General features: G+C 64.3%; 15 protein-coding genes and 1 tRNA gene. 7 read left to right on the forward strand and 9 right to left on the reverse strand.

The window, feature by feature from the left end:
• Window positions 1-136: 136 nt before the first annotated feature.
• Complete coding sequence (locus ACOOGG_RS10095) at window positions 137-403, forward strand: hypothetical protein (RefSeq protein WP_420434822.1); 267 nt, start codon at window positions 137-139, stop codon at window positions 401-403.
• 6 nt (window positions 404-409) lie between these two features.
• Here the strand turns inward: ACOOGG_RS10095 and otsB are convergent, their stop codons facing one another.
• The 3 genes from otsB to ACOOGG_RS10110 form a co-directional block, all read right to left on the reverse strand.
• A complete protein-coding gene (gene otsB / locus ACOOGG_RS10100) occupies window positions 410-2,980 on the reverse strand; it encodes a trehalose-phosphatase (protein WP_420434824.1) in 2,571 nt (856 codons plus the stop codon).
• 37 nt (window positions 2,981-3,017) lie between these two features.
• Window positions 3,018-4,415, reverse strand: a complete 1,398-nt coding sequence (locus ACOOGG_RS10105) for an alpha,alpha-trehalose-phosphate synthase (UDP-forming) (RefSeq protein ID WP_420434826.1) — start codon at window positions 4,413-4,415, stop codon at window positions 3,018-3,020.
• A 175-nt stretch (window positions 4,416-4,590) separates the two neighbouring features.
• The gene (locus tag ACOOGG_RS10110) at window positions 4,591-6,825 is read right to left on the reverse strand and encodes an arylsulfatase (RefSeq protein ID WP_420434828.1); all 2,235 of its coding nucleotides are present in this window, start codon (window positions 6,823-6,825) and stop codon (window positions 4,591-4,593) included.
• A 332-nt stretch (window positions 6,826-7,157) separates the two neighbouring features.
• Between ACOOGG_RS10110 and ACOOGG_RS10115 the strand changes: the two genes are divergently transcribed.
• From ACOOGG_RS10115 to ACOOGG_RS10135, 5 genes are all read left to right on the forward strand, one after another.
• Window positions 7,158-8,330, forward strand: coding sequence for a pyridoxal phosphate-dependent aminotransferase (locus ACOOGG_RS10115; protein WP_420434830.1), 1,173 nt, complete (start codon window positions 7,158-7,160; stop codon window positions 8,328-8,330).
• Window positions 8,327-9,091, forward strand: coding sequence for a nitrilase-related carbon-nitrogen hydrolase (locus ACOOGG_RS10120; RefSeq protein WP_420434832.1), 765 nt, complete (start codon window positions 8,327-8,329; stop codon window positions 9,089-9,091). The genes ACOOGG_RS10115 and ACOOGG_RS10120 overlap by 4 nt, the downstream gene beginning before the upstream one ends.
• A 39-nt stretch (window positions 9,092-9,130) precedes the next feature.
• Window positions 9,131-10,291 carry an MFS transporter gene (locus ACOOGG_RS10125; protein ID WP_420434834.1) on the forward strand — a complete coding sequence of 387 codons (1,161 nt, stop codon included), beginning with the start codon at window positions 9,131-9,133 and terminating at the stop codon, window positions 10,289-10,291.
• 107 nt (window positions 10,292-10,398) lie between these two features.
• Window positions 10,399-11,316, forward strand: coding sequence for a hypothetical protein (locus tag ACOOGG_RS10130; RefSeq protein ID WP_420434836.1), 918 nt, complete (start codon window positions 10,399-10,401; stop codon window positions 11,314-11,316).
• Window positions 11,317-11,432: 116 nt separating this feature from the next.
• A tRNA-Met gene (locus ACOOGG_RS10135) sits at window positions 11,433-11,506 on the forward strand.
• Window positions 11,507-11,697: 191 nt separating this feature from the next.
• Here ACOOGG_RS10135 and ACOOGG_RS10140 read toward each other — a convergent pair.
• From ACOOGG_RS10140 to ACOOGG_RS10165, 6 genes are all read right to left on the reverse strand, one after another.
• Entirely contained in the window at window positions 11,698-12,057 is a 360-nt protein-coding gene (locus tag ACOOGG_RS10140; protein WP_420434838.1) for a cytochrome P450, read from the reverse strand.
• Window positions 12,058-12,403: 346 nt separating this feature from the next.
• The gene (locus ACOOGG_RS10145; RefSeq protein WP_420434840.1) at window positions 12,404-12,955 is read right to left on the reverse strand and encodes a Panacea domain-containing protein; all 552 of its coding nucleotides are present in this window, start codon (window positions 12,953-12,955) and stop codon (window positions 12,404-12,406) included.
• Window positions 12,956-13,033: 78 nt separating this feature from the next.
• Window positions 13,034-13,831, reverse strand: a complete 798-nt coding sequence (locus ACOOGG_RS10150; protein WP_420434842.1) for a hypothetical protein — start codon at window positions 13,829-13,831, stop codon at window positions 13,034-13,036.
• Between the two features lie 55 nt (window positions 13,832-13,886).
• Window positions 13,887-14,888: a queuosine salvage family protein gene (locus ACOOGG_RS10155; protein WP_420434844.1), complete on the reverse strand. Its 1,002-nt coding sequence runs from the start codon at window positions 14,886-14,888 to the stop codon at window positions 13,887-13,889.
• Window positions 14,889-14,914: 26 nt separating this feature from the next.
• A complete protein-coding gene (locus ACOOGG_RS10160; RefSeq protein ID WP_420434846.1) occupies window positions 14,915-15,262 on the reverse strand; it encodes a type II toxin-antitoxin system PemK/MazF family toxin in 348 nt (115 codons plus the stop codon).
• A gap of 5 nt (window positions 15,263-15,267) precedes the next feature.
• Window positions 15,268-15,483 carry a ribbon-helix-helix domain-containing protein gene (locus ACOOGG_RS10165; protein WP_420434848.1) on the reverse strand — a complete coding sequence of 72 codons (216 nt, stop codon included), beginning with the start codon at window positions 15,481-15,483 and terminating at the stop codon, window positions 15,268-15,270.
• 28 nt (window positions 15,484-15,511) lie between these two features.
• Here ACOOGG_RS10165 and ACOOGG_RS10170 point away from each other — a divergent pair, with 28 nt between their 5' ends.
• Window positions 15,512-16,291, forward strand: a complete 780-nt coding sequence (locus ACOOGG_RS10170) for a polyphenol oxidase family protein (RefSeq protein ID WP_420434850.1) — start codon at window positions 15,512-15,514, stop codon at window positions 16,289-16,291.

The raw sequence follows: 16,291 nt of genomic DNA on the forward strand, positions 1-16,291 counted from the left end.
CTGCAACGCTATAGGCCGCCATTGGGCCCTACCCTGTTCGCGTACTGTCGCTGTTGGCGATAGCATGGCTAGCCAGGGGAACATATCCGGGTGCCCAGCGGTTGTAACCACAGCCGCAAGCGAAAGAGAGAGACCAGTGACATTGGATACAGTCCGCAACCCAGCGGCCCTCATCGAGATCACCGAGTTGGTGGATGGGCTTCTGGACGCCATCGATGGGGAGCTCACCAGCCGCTCTCGGGTGGTAGACGGGCTGTTGGATCTGCGTCTCGCCGCTTCTGATCTCCCCGAAGTGGTCGCCCAAGTCGACGACTGCTTGGCCACGCTACCCGGACACACGACGGTGGCGAACCGTTGGTGGATGGAGACGCTGGCCGACCTCCGCTCCGCCGCTTCTAACTAGCTCCCACTAGCCTCCGTTGGCCACAGAGAGAGCCAGCGCAGCATTTATGAGCCCGAGGTGGGAGTAGGCCTGGGGGTGGTTGCCCAATAGGAGTTCGTTGGCCGGGTCGTATTGCTCGGGCAACAGGCCGGTGGGGCCGCAGAGGTCGAGGTAGCGGTCGAACAGCGCACGGGCATCGTCGAGCTGCCCGATGAGCACGTAGGCCTCGATCAGCCACGACGTGCAGATCAAGAAACCGCCTTCGGTGCCGGGCAGCCCGTCGTCGTGGCGGTAGCGGTACACCGTCTGGCCGTCCCGCAGCTCGCTCTCCACCGCCTTGAGGGTGGACACGAACCGGGGGTCACCGGCGGGCAGCAGCCCGCTCAGGCCAACCCAAAGGAGGCTGGCGTCGAGGTCGGTGGATCCGTATGCGGTGGTGTAGGAGTGCCGATGCTCGCTCCAGCCGTTCTCTACCACATCGGCAGCTATCTGGTGGCGGAGGGGGCGCCAATACGAGGCCAGCTCCTGATCGAGGCGCTCGGCGATCTTGATGGCCCGATCCACCGCCATCCAGCACATCACCTTGGAGTGGACGTGGTGGCGGGGCGGTCGGCGCTCTTCCCAGATTCCGTGATCGGGCTCTTGCCAGCGGGTGGCCACCGCCCCCACTACTGCTTTCACCACCTCCCAGTGCCGGTCGGTGAGGGTCACCTCGGATTCGCACAGCCGCCAGGCCAAGTCGACCACCGGGCCGAATACGTCGAGTTGCACTTGGTGTTCGGCCGCGTTGCCGATCCGCACCGGGCGGCTCCCTGCGTAGCCGGCCAACTCGGGCAGCACCGCCTCGGGCAGGGCCTCGTCGCCCACCAGCGGATACACCGGCCGAAGCTGTTCGGGGCTGGGGAGATGCTCAACCCTGTTGAGGATCCAATCGAGCAGATCGCAGGCCTCCTGGCTGCTGCCCAAGGCCAGCAGCGCGGCGGCGCTCATGCTGGCGTCCCGGGGCCAGCAGTAGCGGTAGTCCCAGTTGCGGACCCCGCCCATCACCTCGGGCAGGCTGGTGGTGGCCGCGGCCAGCATCGCGCCGGAGGGCTGGTGGCACAGCGCTTTGAGCACCAGCGCCGACCGCTCGACCTCCTCGGATGCTGTGGGCGGCAGGGTCAGCTCTTGGGCCCAGTCCCGCCAGTGGCGCTCAGTGACCTGGCGGCGGTCGGTTTCGGTCAGGTCGGTGCGGTGGCGGCCGTGGACGCCGAGGCGCAGCATCAGCTCCAACGGAGTCCCGTCAAGCTGGACATCGGCCACCGCGGTCTGATGGGGGCCGTCGTTGACGATGTCCCAGCCCACTCCGGGCGAGAGCAAGACCATGGTCTCGGCCGCGCCCCACACTTCGAGGCCGCCGTTGGACTTGTGCAGACCGGTGGGCGCTCGTCCGAAGTCCAACCGGGGGGCGAACTCGATGCGGATGCGCCCGGTTCCGTCGATGGCCCGGATCAGGTTGGTGCGCCCCGCCGGCTCGGTGGGCCGCCCGTCGGAGCAGTCCAGATAGTCGGTCACCGTCACATCCGACCAACGGGTCTCGACGACCATGGTGCCATCCAGATAGCGGTGGGAGATGGGCGGGCTGTCGTCGTGGCGGCTGATGGAGAAGTGGCCGGCCCGGGCACCCCCCAGCAGGCCGGCGAACACCGCCGGGGAGTCGGCTCGGGGGTGGCACATCCAATTCACCGAGGCATCGGCGGTGACCAGCGCCACCGTTCGCTGGTCGCTAAGCATGCTGTGCCGCTCGATGGGCAGGGCGTGCTCGCCCATCAGCCATGCCCGGCGCCGCTCGGCCAAAAGGGCCAGAGCTTGTGCCACAACCCTGGGGCTCTCTAGGCGAGCATGGGCCAAACTCGGCCCCATCCCCACCTTCAGCCCAAAGTCGGGGCCGGTCAGCCGGGCGAAGGCGTCCTCATCGGTCACATCGTCACCGGTGTAGATGACCGCCTCGGCAGACATGTCGGTTCTCAACCGGTCTAGGGCATCGCCCTTGTTGACGTCGAGAACCGACAGCTCCACAACCATCTTTCCGGTCTTGACGTGGACGCCGTTCCATTTGGCCGGTCCCCTTAGCACCTCATCCACGGCTGTTGCCGCCAACTCGGGATCGGCCTTGCGGTAATGGAAGGCGACTCCGGCTGGCTTGGGCTCGATTATGAAACCGAGGTCGCGTCGGGCGATGTCGTTCAGCACTTCCAGGACTCTGTCGCGTCGCTCTCGCTGCTCGGGGGACAGATCGTCGGCGAAGCCCACGTCGAACTCGGTGCCGTGGCTGCCCACCAGGTGGATCTCCTCGGGCAGTCGGCTCAGTGCGGCCAGGTCTCGCAAGGCCCGCCCAGAAATCACCGCCACATGGGTGTCGGGCATGGTGGCCAACCGGCGCAACGCCACCACAGACTCCCTGGTGGGCCTGGCCTCGTCTGGGTTGTCGATGATGGGCGCCAAAGTGCCGTCGTAATCGCAGGCCACCAGCAGCACCGGTACCCGGGCCAGTTCCCGGAGTCGGGCGTCCACGTCTTTGGCGGTCATTACCGGTCCGCGGGCGACGGCGTCGGTCATGGAGCTGCCTCCAATAGGGCCGCGAAGCGCTCGGTCATTAGCAGGCCTCCAGGCGGTCGAGGAAGCGCTCGGCCCAGAGCTGGGCGGTGTTGGTTCTCACCGCCCGCCTCATGGTCCGCATGGCCGGCTCGGCATCGGCGCCGGAGCGGTGGGCGGCGGCCTCCATGGCGGTTTTCAACCCTTCGATGTCGTGGGGGTTGATCAGCTCGGCGGTCCGCAGCTCCTGGGCCGCACCGGTGAACTCGGAGAGCACCAGCACCCCGGTGTTGTCGGAACGGCAGGCCACGTACTCCTTGGCCACCAGGTTCATGCCGTCGCGCAGCGGGGTCACCAGCATTACGTCGGCCATGAGATACATGGCTGCCAGCTCTTCGATGGGATGACTCTGGTGCAGGTAGTGGACCACGGGACGGCCCATTACCCCGAAGTTCCCGTTCACGTCGCCCACCATCTGCTCGACTGTTTGGCGGACCTCGGCATATCCGGTGACCTGCGATCGGCTGGGCTCGGCGATCTGTACCAGCACGCACTGGTCCACCGGCAGCCGCCCCTCGGCCAGCAGCTCCCGGAAGGCCCGCAGCCGGACCTCGATGCCCTTGGTGTAGTCCAGGCGGTCCACCCCCAGCAGCACGGTGGTCGGTGAGCCCAGGCTTTGGCGGATCTCCGCTGCTCGGGCCTTTACGCCGGGATCAGCGGACAATCGGGCGACCCGATCCACGTCTATGCCGATGGGGAAGGCGCCCACTTGGGTGGTATGGCCGTTTTGCGAGATCACCCGTTTAGTGGTTTTCAGCCCGGTAATCCGGTTTACCGCCCTACAGAAGTTGTCAGCGCCCAGTGCAGTTTGCATGCCGATCAGATCGGCGCCCAGCAAGCCGTCGATGATCTCGGCCCGCCACGGCAGCCGGATGTACAGCTCGCGGGCCGGGAAGGGGATATGGAGGAAGAATCCGATGCGCAGGTCGGGGCGGGCCGCCCGTAACAGGCCGGGCACCAGCAGCAAGTGGTAGTCGTGGATCCACACGGTGGCGCCGGGAGCGGCCAGATTGGCCACGGTGGCGGCGTAGCGCTGGTTAACGGTGCGGTAGGCATCCCACCAGGTCCGGTGGTATTCGGGGGGCACCAGCGCGTCGTGGAACAGCGGCCACAGGGTGGCGTTGGAAAACCCCTCATAGAAAAGCTGGAGTTCTCCCTGGCTCACACCCACCGGGTGGCACTGGAACCCGTATACCTCAAACGGATCGGTGCCCGGGCCAGGAACGCCGGTCCAGCCCACCCACGCCGCGTCGGGATTGCCGGACATGACCGGCCGCAGTGCCGACACCAGCCCGCCGGGACTGGGAACCCACTTGGCCGTGTCGCCCTCCCACACCCGTCTCACCGGGAGGCGATTGGCCGCGACCACGAAGTTCCACTTCTGATCGCCAGCAGCCACTTGGCCAAAATATCGCGCTGCCAACCAAGAACACGGGTTGATAAGCTGTTTGGCGAGGTGGCCCCCGTCCGGTGGGCCGAGTCCGGTTGTGACCTACCTCACGCCGGGGCGGAGCCGCTCGTCACGTTATCGGGTAATAGTGAAGAGTTATCTAACTGACTGAAAATAGATGACATCAGTCAATAATTAGGAGCTGGTCGGGCAGCTCTCGATCATCGGCGACGTCGATCACCACTCGGCTGAGGGTGCCAATGAACGGGAATTGGCCGGTGTAGCGGGGGCTGGGGGACGGGGCTTTGGTAAAGCCCACACTGATGCCCACCGCGTGGATATGGGTGTTGTGGGTTTGGGGCATAGCCACCGACCCGACCTCGACCCCATCCACCAGCAGTCGGCCGGTGCCGGCGTAGCTTCCGGTGCGCTCGAAGGCGGCGGTGACGATGTGCGCTCCTGCTGACAGCGGCTCAGCCGATGCGGCCACATAGTGCTCCCAGGCCATGTTGTAGTCCCACACCAAATGGCCGTCTTGGATGAACAGGGCAAACCCCGAGGCCACGTCGCCGCAGGCCAGCAGGGTGCCGTCGTCGCCGTCAGCTCGCTCCAGTTCGACAGCGATTTCATAGGAAACGTTCTTAAGGTCGGGACAGCCGTCGCTGGGGATGTACGCCCCGGGGTAGTACACGAACCGGGATCGGCTGGTGATGGGCCGGGGCTTGGGCACGTGGAACCGTTCCAAGATGCGGTCGTCCAGAGGGAGCACCTGATAGTCGCGGGCCGCCTCCCACCAGCGGTCGATTAGGGATGCAAGCCGCTCAGGCTCGGCCTCGGCCAGGTCTCGGGCCTCGGAGAAGTCCTGATCCAGGTGGTACAGCTCCCAGCGGTCGTCGTCGAAGCTCTCTCCCTGGATGTGGCGGGTCACCGCCTTCCACCCGTCGACCCACATGGCCCGGTGGCCCAGCATCTCGTAGTACTGGTCGGCTTTGGCCGTGGGGGCCTCGGCGTCGGAGAAGGAATAGACCATGCTGGTTCCCTCGATCGGCATCTGTTCCACCCCGGCCATTTCCGCGGGAGGCTCGAGGCCGATGGCCTCCAACAGGGTGGGGGCGATGTCGCTCACATGGTGGTATTGGGTGCGCACTTTCCCGGTGTCGGAAATCCCGGCGGGCCAGGAGATGATGAGCGGATCCCGCACCCCACCGGCATGGGTGTTCTGCTTGTACCACTTCAGCGGGGTGTTGCCGGCCATGGCCCACCCCATGGGGTAGGCCATCCACGAATTGGGTCCGCCGATCTCTTCGATGTCGGCAAGCTGTTGGGCCAAAGACCGGGGTTCGAGCCCGTTGATGAAGCGCATGGCGTTCTCATGGCCCGAAGGTCCGCCCTCCTGGGTGGCCCCGTTGTCGGACAGCAACACGAACACGGTGTTGTCGGCCTGGCCGATCTCCTGGAGCGTGGAGACGAGCTGGCCCAGATGCTCGTCGGTGTGGGTGAGCATCCCGGCGTAGGCCTGTTGCATCCGGGTGGCCAACCGCTGCTCGTCGGCGCTCAGCTCCTCCCATTCGGGCACGCCGGGGTTGAATGGGGGCAGTTCGGTGTCGGCTGGGATGATGCCGATGTCCTTTTGACGGGCGAAGCGCTCCTCTCGGATAGTGCCCCAGCCAGTGTCGTAGCGCCCGTTGTAGCGATCGATGTGGGGCTTGGGGACGTGGATCGGATAGTGGCCGGTGCCGAAGCACAGGTATAGGAAGAACGGTCGCTCGGGCCACGCCGAAGTCTGGGAGGTGACCATGCCGATGGCTTGGTCCACCAGATCCTCGGTGACGTGGTAGCCGGGCTTGTCGGGGGCGTCGATGTGGTGGTTGTCGGCTACCAGATCGGGATCCCATTGGTTGGTGGCCCCGTCCAAGAACCCGTAGTAGCGGTCGAACCCCCGCTGGAGCGGCCACTGGTCGAACGGGCCGGCAGGAGTGGTGTCCTCGATGGGGGCCAGGTGCCACTTGCCCACCGCGAAAGTGGAGTAGCCCGCGGGTCGGAGCATCTCGGCCATGGTGGCTGCCCGGTTGGAGATGCGCCCGGTGCAGCCGGGGAAACCGGTGTCCCAGTTGCTGACTACGGCCATGCCCACCGAGTGATGGTTGCGGCCGGTGAGCAGGCAGGCTCGGGTGGGGGAGCAGATGGCGGTGGTGTGGAAGTTGTTATAGCGCAGGCCGTTGGCGGCTAGGGCGTCCATGGTGGGGGTGTCGATCTCGGAGCCGTAGCAGCCCAGGTCGGCGAAGCCGACGTCGTCGAGGACGACCATGACCACGTTGGGGCTGCCTTCTGGGGGGGTTGTGGGGTCGGGCCACCAGGGGGTGGAGTCGGCGACGGTGTTGCCGATGGTGCCGCCGTAGGGTTGGTTGTTGGAGGTCATGGTGTGGTTGCTAGCACATGCTGGGTTGGCAGCGGGATTTTGGGGTTTACCATCCGGCGGACTTTTGTCTTTACCATCCACCGGCGGGGCGGCGGGCTGTTTTGATGGGGTCGTGGTGGCGGGGCCTGTCCCGGCCCAGCCCGCCGTCCTCGCAGGGCTGCGGGCGGCGGGCGCCCTGAGCCGGGCCACCCACCACCACGACCTAATTTTGTGGCCCGCCGCCCCGCCTACCTGGGGGGCCAGCACTCTTTTTTTTGAGAGAGGAGGGGGTTGTACCAGCCGGGGCGCTATGCATATGCGAGGGTGGTTGTGGGAGGGGAGGGAAGTAGGGTTTGGCGGTGCCTGAGCGGGTTTTGAATGAGCGGTTGGTGGAGTTTGGGACGACGATTTTTGCGGAGATGTCGGCTTTGGCGCTTTCCACGGGGGCTATCAATTTGGGGCAGGGGTTTCCGGATACTGATGGGCCGCGGGAGGTGGCGGATGCGGCAGTGGCGGCTATTCGGGCGGGGCACAACCAGTATCCGCCGGGATTGGGGATTGCTGATCTGCGGCTGGCGGTGGCTGAGCACCAGAAGCGGTTCTACGGCATGCACTTCGACCCTGATGCCGAGGTGCTCATAACTGCGGGGGCTACTGAGGCCATCGCTGCGGTGATGCTGTCGCTGTTGGAGCCGGGGGACGAGGTCGTGCTGTTCGAGCCCTATTACGACTCCCATATCGCGGGTATTGCCATGGCCGGGGCCGAGCGGCGGTTGGTGACGCTGCGGCCACCCGATTACCGGTTCGATCCTGACGAGTTGGCTGCGGCCATCGGTCCCTGCACCCGGATGATCGTGGTGAATTCGCCGCACAACCCCACTGGGAAGGTGTTCGACCGGGAGGAGTTGGAGCTGATCGCCGAGCTATGCCGGGAGCACGATCTGCTGGCGGTAACCGACGAGGTTTATGAGCACTTGGCCTACGACGGAGAGCACATTCCAATGGCGACGCTGCCGGGAATGAGAGAGCGCACCATCTCGGTGTCTTCGGGGGGTAAGACGTTCTCGTTCACAGGGTGGAAGATCGGCTGGGTGTGCGCGATGCCGGAGCTGCGAGATGCCGTCACTACTGCCAAGCAGTTCTTGACCTTCGTCAATGGAGCGCCGTTCCAGCACGCCATGGCAGTGGGGCTGCGGCTGGGCGACGACTACTTCGACGGGCTGCGCAACAGTATGAGGGCTCGGCGCGACCAGCTCTCTGACGGGCTGTCCGCCGCCGGGTTCGAGGTTTACCGCCCGGCGGGCACTTACTTCGTTACCGCCGATGTGCGGCCGCTGGGCTTTGACGACGGCATGGCGCTTTGCCGCAAGCTGCCGGAACTGTGCGGGGTGGTGGCCGTGCCCAACGTGGTGTTTTACGACAACGAACGCGAGGGCCGGCACTTGGTGCGGTTCGCCTTTTGCAAGCGGCCCGAGGTGCTAGATGAAGCAGTGGAGCGGCTGGCCAAGCTGGGGGCTGGCTCATGAAGGTCGCCGCCGTCCAGCACGACATCGAGTGGGAAGACCCGGAGGCCAACTTTGCGTCGCTCGGCCCCAAGGTGGCCAAAGCCGCGGCCGACGGCGCACGGCTGGTAGTGCTGGCCGAGATGTACTCAACCGGGTTCTCAATGGCTTCAGACCGGGTGGCCGAGCCCCCTGACGGACCCAGCGTGGGGTTTTTGGTCGAACAGGCTGCGGCCCACGGGGCGTGGGTGTGCGGGACGGTGCCGGTGCGGGATCCGTCGACGGCCGAGTTGCCCGTGAACCGGTTCGTGCTGGCCGGTCCCGACGGCTCAGTCGCCTCTTACGACAAGATTCACCCGTTCTCCTACGGCGGCGAGCACGAGCATTATGCTGCCGGGTCCGAGCGGTTGACCATCACCGTCGAAGGGGTGAGGATCACCCCGTTCGTGTGCTACGACCTGCGGTTTTCTGACGATTTCTGGACGTTGGCCCACGAAACCGACTGCTACGTGGTGGTGGCCAACTGGCCCGCACCTCGTCGGGCCCATTGGTCGGCGCTGCTATTGGCCCGGGCTATCGAGAATCAGGCCTTCGTGGTGGGGGTGAACCGAGTGGGCACCGGGGGCGGCATCGACTATCAGGGCGACTCGGTGGTTATCGATCCGTTCGGGGTTGAGGTGGCCGGTGCGCCCGAAGGCGAGGAGGCCGTGCTGTACGCCGACATCGATCTCGACCGGTTGGAACAGGTCCGCTCCCGCTATCCATTTCTCGCCGACCGGCGATAGCCCGCCCCTGCCAATTCACAGACGGACCACTAACAAACAGTGACTGCCCAGACCCAGTCCCTGCTAACGGGCCGCTTCATCGTGCTGTGCCTGTGCGGGGTGTTCTATTTCATGTCGCTGGGTCTGGTTTACCCGGTGCTGCCTGGATTCGTGGAAAACGATTTGGGCGGAGGGCCGGTAGCGGTTGGTCTGGCTGTCGGCGGTTTCGGCCTGTCGGCTGCCATTGCCCGTCCGTTGGTCGGTCCCCTGGGCGACTCCAAGGGCCGACGCTTCCTCGTGGTATGGGGGTGTGTGCTGGCTGGCTTCGGCATCCTCGGCAACTTGTGGGTTGCCTCGGTAGCGGTGGCGGTTTTGTTCCGCCTGCTTACCGGATTGGGAGAAGCTGCTTACTTCGTGGGCATTGCCGCGGCCGCCCAGGACATGGCCCCCGAGCATCGCCGGGGAGAGGCCACCTCGTACTTTTCGGTCACGGTGTACTCCGGTTTGGCCGCAGGACCGATCATCGGGGAGCAGTTGGAGGGCGCGGTCAGTGCCGATGCAGTCTGGATGCTGGGCGGGTCGCTTTGCGCGCTCGGCACTGTGCTGGGCGCGATGTCCATGCCTGGCCGCCCCGAGGGTGCCCAGTCGGGTTGGCCGACGACGTTCATACACCGGCCCGCCATCCGTCCTGCATTGTTGTTGGGGCTAGGACTCATGGGCTACTCCGGGTTCTTGGCGTTCATCAAGTTGCATGTGGACGACATCGGCTTTGCCCACTCCGGAGCGGTGTTCGCCACCTTCGCCGTGATGGTAATCGGCCTGCGAATTCTGCTGGCTCGCCTGCCCGATCGCCTGGGGCCCCAGCGCACTAGCACCTTGTCTTATGTGTTCTCGGCCACCGGCCTTTGGGTCATCGCCTTTTGGCAGCAGATCCCCGGTGTGTTCATCGGCACCGCCATTTTGGCCATGGGCCAGACGTTCCTGTTCCCGGCCCTGTTCGTGCTAGCTATCCAGTCGGCACCCGTCAACCGGCGCAGCCAGGCCATCGGCACCTTCAGCATCGCCTTCGACCTGGCCGTTGGCCTAGGCGGGCTCATCTTGGGCGGCGTGGTGGAGGTGTCGTCGTATTCCATTGCCTTTTTCGCCGGTGGCTCGCTATCGCTGGTGGCCCTGGTGGTGAGCCGCACCCTGGTCCGCCCCCAGCTTGAAGTGTCGTATTGAAATTGCCCATTGACATCGGAGGATCGGCGTAGGAGAGTTGGTGCCTTCCCTCTGAACTTCCCCCTCGTCGCGCGTGGCGCGCCTCCGATGACCCGAAGGGAAGTTCAATGCGAAGCTCCACGCTCGTGGCCTGGGCTGTTGTCTGTCTCGTTACTGTGTCCAACCTGGAATTGGCGGCCGGGTGGCAGCAGGCCGATGAAGGCACGTCGGTGGAGGCCGGAGAGGGGTTGGTGGAGCTGGGGGCATGGATCGAAGTGAACATTCCCGGGGCGTCCGAGCCCGACGTCCATCCCTATAATCCATCACTGCCGCCTTGCTACTTCCGGCAAGCCAACTACTCGGAGCTGAACGCCTGGTTGGAGAACGACTTCGTGATCGCGCCCGACCCCGATGAGGTTTACATCTTGAAGCTCTGCGATACCGGCGAAGGTACGCAGCTCGTTACGTTTTGGGTACACCAGCCCGCGCTGCCGAAAGAACCCCCACCGCCCACAATCAAAGAGACCATCCGGCTGCGCGACGAGGCCTGGGGCAGTCTGGCCATCCCTGAACCGACCACGCAGATGGCGCCTGGCAAGGTCACCATTGTTCAGATCCCCACCTTTGTTTGGGTGTCGGCCGCTGACCGCACCCCGGTGTCGGAAACGGTCACAACGACGCTCGATGGCCACGAGCTGACCCTCACTGCCACCGCCTACCCCCGTCGCCTGGGCTTTCTGCGGATCGACATGGGCGACGGCAACACGCTGTGGTGCGATGCCGCCGACGTGGTGGCCTTCGACCACTCCCGGGATCCGCTGGACCAGCCGTCCAACTGCTTCCACTACTACCGACAATCGTCGGTGAACGCCCCCGACCTTCGCTACCAGGTGGCGCTCACCGCTTACTGGGATGTCTCTGTGAGGTGCACCTTCAACGGCGGCTTATGCACTAACCCGCCCCCCGCCGTCCCCGCGCAGGCACTGACCGCCCCGGCCCACCCCATAGCTGTAGCCGAGATCCAAGCACTTGCCCGCCCTGGCTAGCCAAGCAGGCTGATTCGCCGAACCCCCTGGCGACCCGCCGGGCTGTCACCGCCGAACCATGGAAAAACCAAGGTGACAGTCCGGCGGCAAGGGGATAAAGTAATCAGTCCACTCGACGCGGGGTGGAGCAGTCTGGTAGCTCGTCGGGCTCATAACCCGAAGGTCGCAGGTTCAAATCCTGCCCCCGCCACTAGCAGCTCCATCTCGCCGCCCTCACCGCCTGGGTTCACGTAGGCTGACCAATTGCCATGAGCAAGCGACTCTAGTATCCGATTCCCGCACCTCACCATGTGGTTGATCAGAGACGATCTGATCGAGGACTCCATCGCCACCACTCTGGACAATCTCGTCAAGCGCTTCTCTCCATGATCTGAGCTTGACTCAGCGCAGTTTGTAGGTGATCGGGAGGCTGGTCGGTCCGCTAACCATGCTCGACTCGAGGTTTCGGCACGGCCCTGTGGCCTCCACTTGGTCGAGGCGCGGCATCAAGAGCTCGAAGAACTTGGCCACCTCGAGGCGGGCCAGGTGGGCGCCTAAGCAGTAGTGGCGACCGAAGCCGAAGGCCACATGTTGATCAGCGTTGGGCCGGGCGACGCAAAAGATCGCGGGGTCATCGAACACGAGCTCGTCTCGGTTGGCCGAGGGATATGACAACAGCACCCGGTCACCCTCGCCCCCATCTTCGTCGAAGACATGACGACCTTCTGGGCCAGCGTCATGTCGCCTGGTGAATAGGTCCATACCTGACCCCAGCATTCCGGGTAGTGGGTTCAGTCGATAGGGTCTTCCTCGATCATCTCCCAGTAGTCCAGGTCGATCGCGAAGTCGGCGATCTCGACCACCCCCGGTTCGAGGAGTATCCCGACGAATGCCACGACGCCAAAGATGGGATCAACGATATGGAGTGTGCGTATCTCCGGGTGGAGGTTGAAGGGCAAATTCTCGAAGTCCTTGAAACCAATGAGCGCTGCGGCTAATGGGCCCGACCAAATGTCCCACTCAGACGGTTGTCCCGTTGGACTTCGACTGGGATCGTGCTCTGCTGTGATCTTCTCGGCAGCGAAGCTGCCAACTCGGATTTCAGGCACTACCGCGTGGTTTCAAAACCGTAGCGTTCCGCAACCGACTTGGAGAGCCGCTCACTGGTCGGAGTCTGAACCTGCTGGTAGTCGAGGAAAGCAGTGGAGAACGGGATGGTTTCGCCGACTTCGGTCAGTCGCCAGCCGGGCTCTTGGTGGGACAGCTCGCTGACTTGGGTGCCGGTCATGCCTGCAAGTTGGGTGAGAACGTCCTCGATCGTTTTGAGCTCATCGTCGGTGAACACGTCGAGATTTGCCTCTCGGGTGGGCACCAATCGGTGCTGCGGGCGGCCGAGAAAATCCTCCTCCACGAGCTCAGCCGCACCGGAGTCGATCAATTGGCGACGGGCTGGAAGAAGTTGGCGAGGTGCCGGGCCATGGGCCAGCTTCTGAAATTCGCATCCGGAGATCACCTGGTGGTGGCGTCGCAGGTGTGTGAATTCAGCGAAGAAAAGAACCTTGTTCAGCTTCGTAGCTCCGCCGGCACAGTCGTCCTGTAGTCGGTCAGCGACATATAGCACCATCTCGACGAACTTTTTCTCGTCGTAGGCAACATTCATGTCGCCATCGTACAGACCAAGGGTGACGACTTCCCCGGACCCTTCTTGTCGAATCGACACAACGAGAACCCAGAGCCACTACCAGAGTTCGTCGAGGTATTGGGTGGTGCCGGGGATGGTGGGGATGAAGGGGGCGGCTAGCTCAAGGCGGGCGCCCTTGGTGGAGACGTCGTCAGCCAAGGTGGCGAAAATGCCCCAGCATTGTTCGGGGTCTTGGTCGCAGAAGTAGAGGCGGAGGACTTCGGGGTGCTCCCCGGTGAGGGGCGGGAGGCCGCCCTCCTTGGCGACCTGGACGAAGTCGATGATCTGGCCGATGGGGCTGCCCTCGGCCAGCAGGTAGGGATCGCTCTCGGCCCGCAGGCCTGCCGCAGCCTCTAGCACCGAGTCAGTGTCGTCGCCTCTAATCCAGGCCACCACTAGGCCCGCGTAGGGGTGATCGAGGGCGATCTCGGCCGGAACTGGGGCGGGCCCTCGGCTTGCCGAGCCGGCGAGGTCGTAGGCGGCGGTGCTGACGTGGTCGCGGTTGGGGTTCATGCGCCCCGTGGCGAACAGGTCGGGCCCGACCGAGAAGGAGTAGCCGAAGGTGTCGGCGTCGTGCCCCTCCTCCATCCAGTACAAAGCGATGAACGAGCCGTTATCCACCGGATCGGCCACCGCGCTGTCCGCGGGGAAGCGCAGATCTTTCAGCCGCCTCGTTGCCACGTAGCGCCGGTAGGCGAAGCAGCCCGGCGCGGCGGTCATGGCGGCATAGGCGTGGTCGTGCTCGTACCAGCGGTTGTACTCATGCAGCACCTCGCCTCGGTGCGGCTCGATAAAGGTGATCATCGAATGGCCCAAATGGATCTGGCTGCCAATTGCCAGTTCTGAATCAGACATGTCGTCGCCTCCTGTTGCTGTCGCATGTTACGGGCGAGTTGGCCAGCACGGGCAGTCAGTACATGATGGTACGGGTTAGGTGGTGGGGCCAGAAGGTGGCGTGGTACGCCTTCCAGAGCCGGAAGTCCACCTGGGGGACGACCAGCGACTGTGAGTCTGGGCGAATTCGGTTGATGGCATCGGTAAGCAGGGCGGTGGCGTACAGGGTGTGGGCCCGGATCTCCACTTCCTCGGCGCTGTTTGTGGAGATCAGTTCCCCATGGTTGATGGCGGCTTCCAGTTGCTCGGAGTAGGACAAGATGCCCATGAGCCGCAGGGCGACGGGGACGATGTAGTCGGCGAACGCCGTCATCCGATCTAGGTCGGCCACCGAGAAGGCACCTCCGCTGGCCAGCGCCATGTGCAGTTGCCACAGCCACAGCTGGGCCAGCTTGTGCAGTTGCACCTCATGGCCGTCGTGAGTGCTGACATCGTTGAACCGAGGGAACTCCGCCACCAGCCGCTCCAGCAGGCCGTTTCCGTCGGCGTACATGGCCGGCGCACAGTCGGCCACGAATCGATGGGCGCTGCCGTCGTAGCCTTCGGCCAAGACTCGGCCCGTTGCATTGAGGATCTCAGCACGATCCTTGAGCATGGGGATATCGATGTTCCCGCTGAAGACGCGGCCAAGTTCGGTTCGATCGATCTCGGCCAGGTAGGCTCCGTCGGTCAGCGGCACGCCCTCGTACAGTGCCCGGTTGACGCAGGCGAACATGCCCTCGCTATCCGACCAGGTGCGGCCCTTGTAATCGGCGGTGAACTTCACCCCGGAGTCGAAGTCGGTGAAGGCGAAGTTCATGACCGCATAGAAGAAGGACACATCGATGATCTCTGCCGGGTCAGTCCTGTCGCTGAAGGCGCCGTCTACCGGGCCAGACGGAAAGGCGAACTCCTCAAAGGCCATCCATGAGGCCACCTGCTCGATGCCCTCGACCGATGTGCGAACGTGTCGGGAGCAATCAACCACCTCGCGCACCGACCGCAGTACCGGCGAGGTCCACACTGGGGATTCGGGCATGGTCGGCTCCTATCGCTGCGAGTGGGTCACAGGGCGAGATGAAGTCGGAGGGCGTTGTCGACTTGGGCCATTTGGTCGAAGGGGATCTGGCCGATCAGGCGGCCAACTCGTTCAACTGAGATCGACCTGACCTGTTCGGCTTGGGCCTTGGAGTCGCGCCCGAGGCCAGTGTCGTCGGCGATCAGCAGCACTTGGAAGGGGTGGATCCGCTCGGTGTTGGAGGTTATGGGGACGACGGTCACCGCTCCGTGCCACAGTCGGGCGGCCGTGGTGTTGGCGCCATCGTTGCTGACAATCACCGCGGGCCGGGTTTGTGCAGACTCAGCGCCCGGTGTGGGGCTGAGGTTGACGATGCGGATCTCTCCTCGTCTCATCAGAGCTATGCGAGTCCGTCGGAAATGGCGGAGTCCCAGAGGTGGCTCTCTTCGTTGTCCCACTGTGCGAATGCCTCGGCGTAGTCTCGCGCCAACTCCGATGCCCGAAGGAGCCGGATTGCCCGGTGCAGGGTGGCCGATCGGGAGGCGATTTCGTGGTTGCGGGCATAGTCGTCGAGGAATGCGACGTCTTCGTCGGGAAGGCTGACGCTGACTTTCATACCGAAAATACTACTAGAGTAGGATTCAATGGACTCAATCCGGTTCACCTTTGATGGAGACCAGGCGCTGTCCGCGGTCACCGGCCGCGATGGCGGGGTGAGCCGAGGCCAGGTGGCCAGCCTCAACCTGAGTTTTGCGGTGGGGGACGACCCAGGAAGCGTCGTGGCCAATCGCAAGGTTGTGGGTGACAGACTTGGTTTCGACTTTCGGGATCTGGTGGTTCCCCGCCAGGTGCACGGGGTTCGAGTGAAGGTCGTCGGTGAGCAGGACAGGGGTCGGGGGGCCGATTCGGCTGAATCTGGAGTGGCCGCCTGCGATGCGCTGGTTACCACCACGCCGATGGTCCCGATAGCCGTTCTCGTTGCCGATTGCGCGCCCGTCGTTCTCTACGACCCAGTTCAACCGGCAATCGGGATCGTGCATGTCGGATGGCGGGGGGCAATCGGGCGTATCGCACAAAAGGCTGTGGAGACAATGGCTCGGGAGTTCGGGTGCCGGCCGCGGGACATCCGAGTTGGTATCGGTCCATGCCTGCAACCGCTCTCCCTCGAAGTATCGATGAACGAGGCCATGCAGGCTGAGGGCGAGTTTCACCAGCAGCCCGCGGTGCTCTACGACGCAGGGGACAAGCCGCACCTCGACATCCCGTTCATGGTCAAACAGCAGGTGCTCGATGCCGGGGTGTGGCTTAAGTACATAGAAGACGTCCGTATGGACACGATGGATGCCCGGCGCTTCTTCTCCCATCGGGGACAGTCCGGCCGAGCGGGACGCTGCATGGGCGTGGCAATGCTGCGATCGGCTTAG

The sequence above is a fragment of the Candidatus Poriferisocius sp. genome, from assembly GCF_965214065.1.
Lineage (GTDB): Bacteria > Actinomycetota > Acidimicrobiia > Acidimicrobiales > Bin134 > Poriferisocius.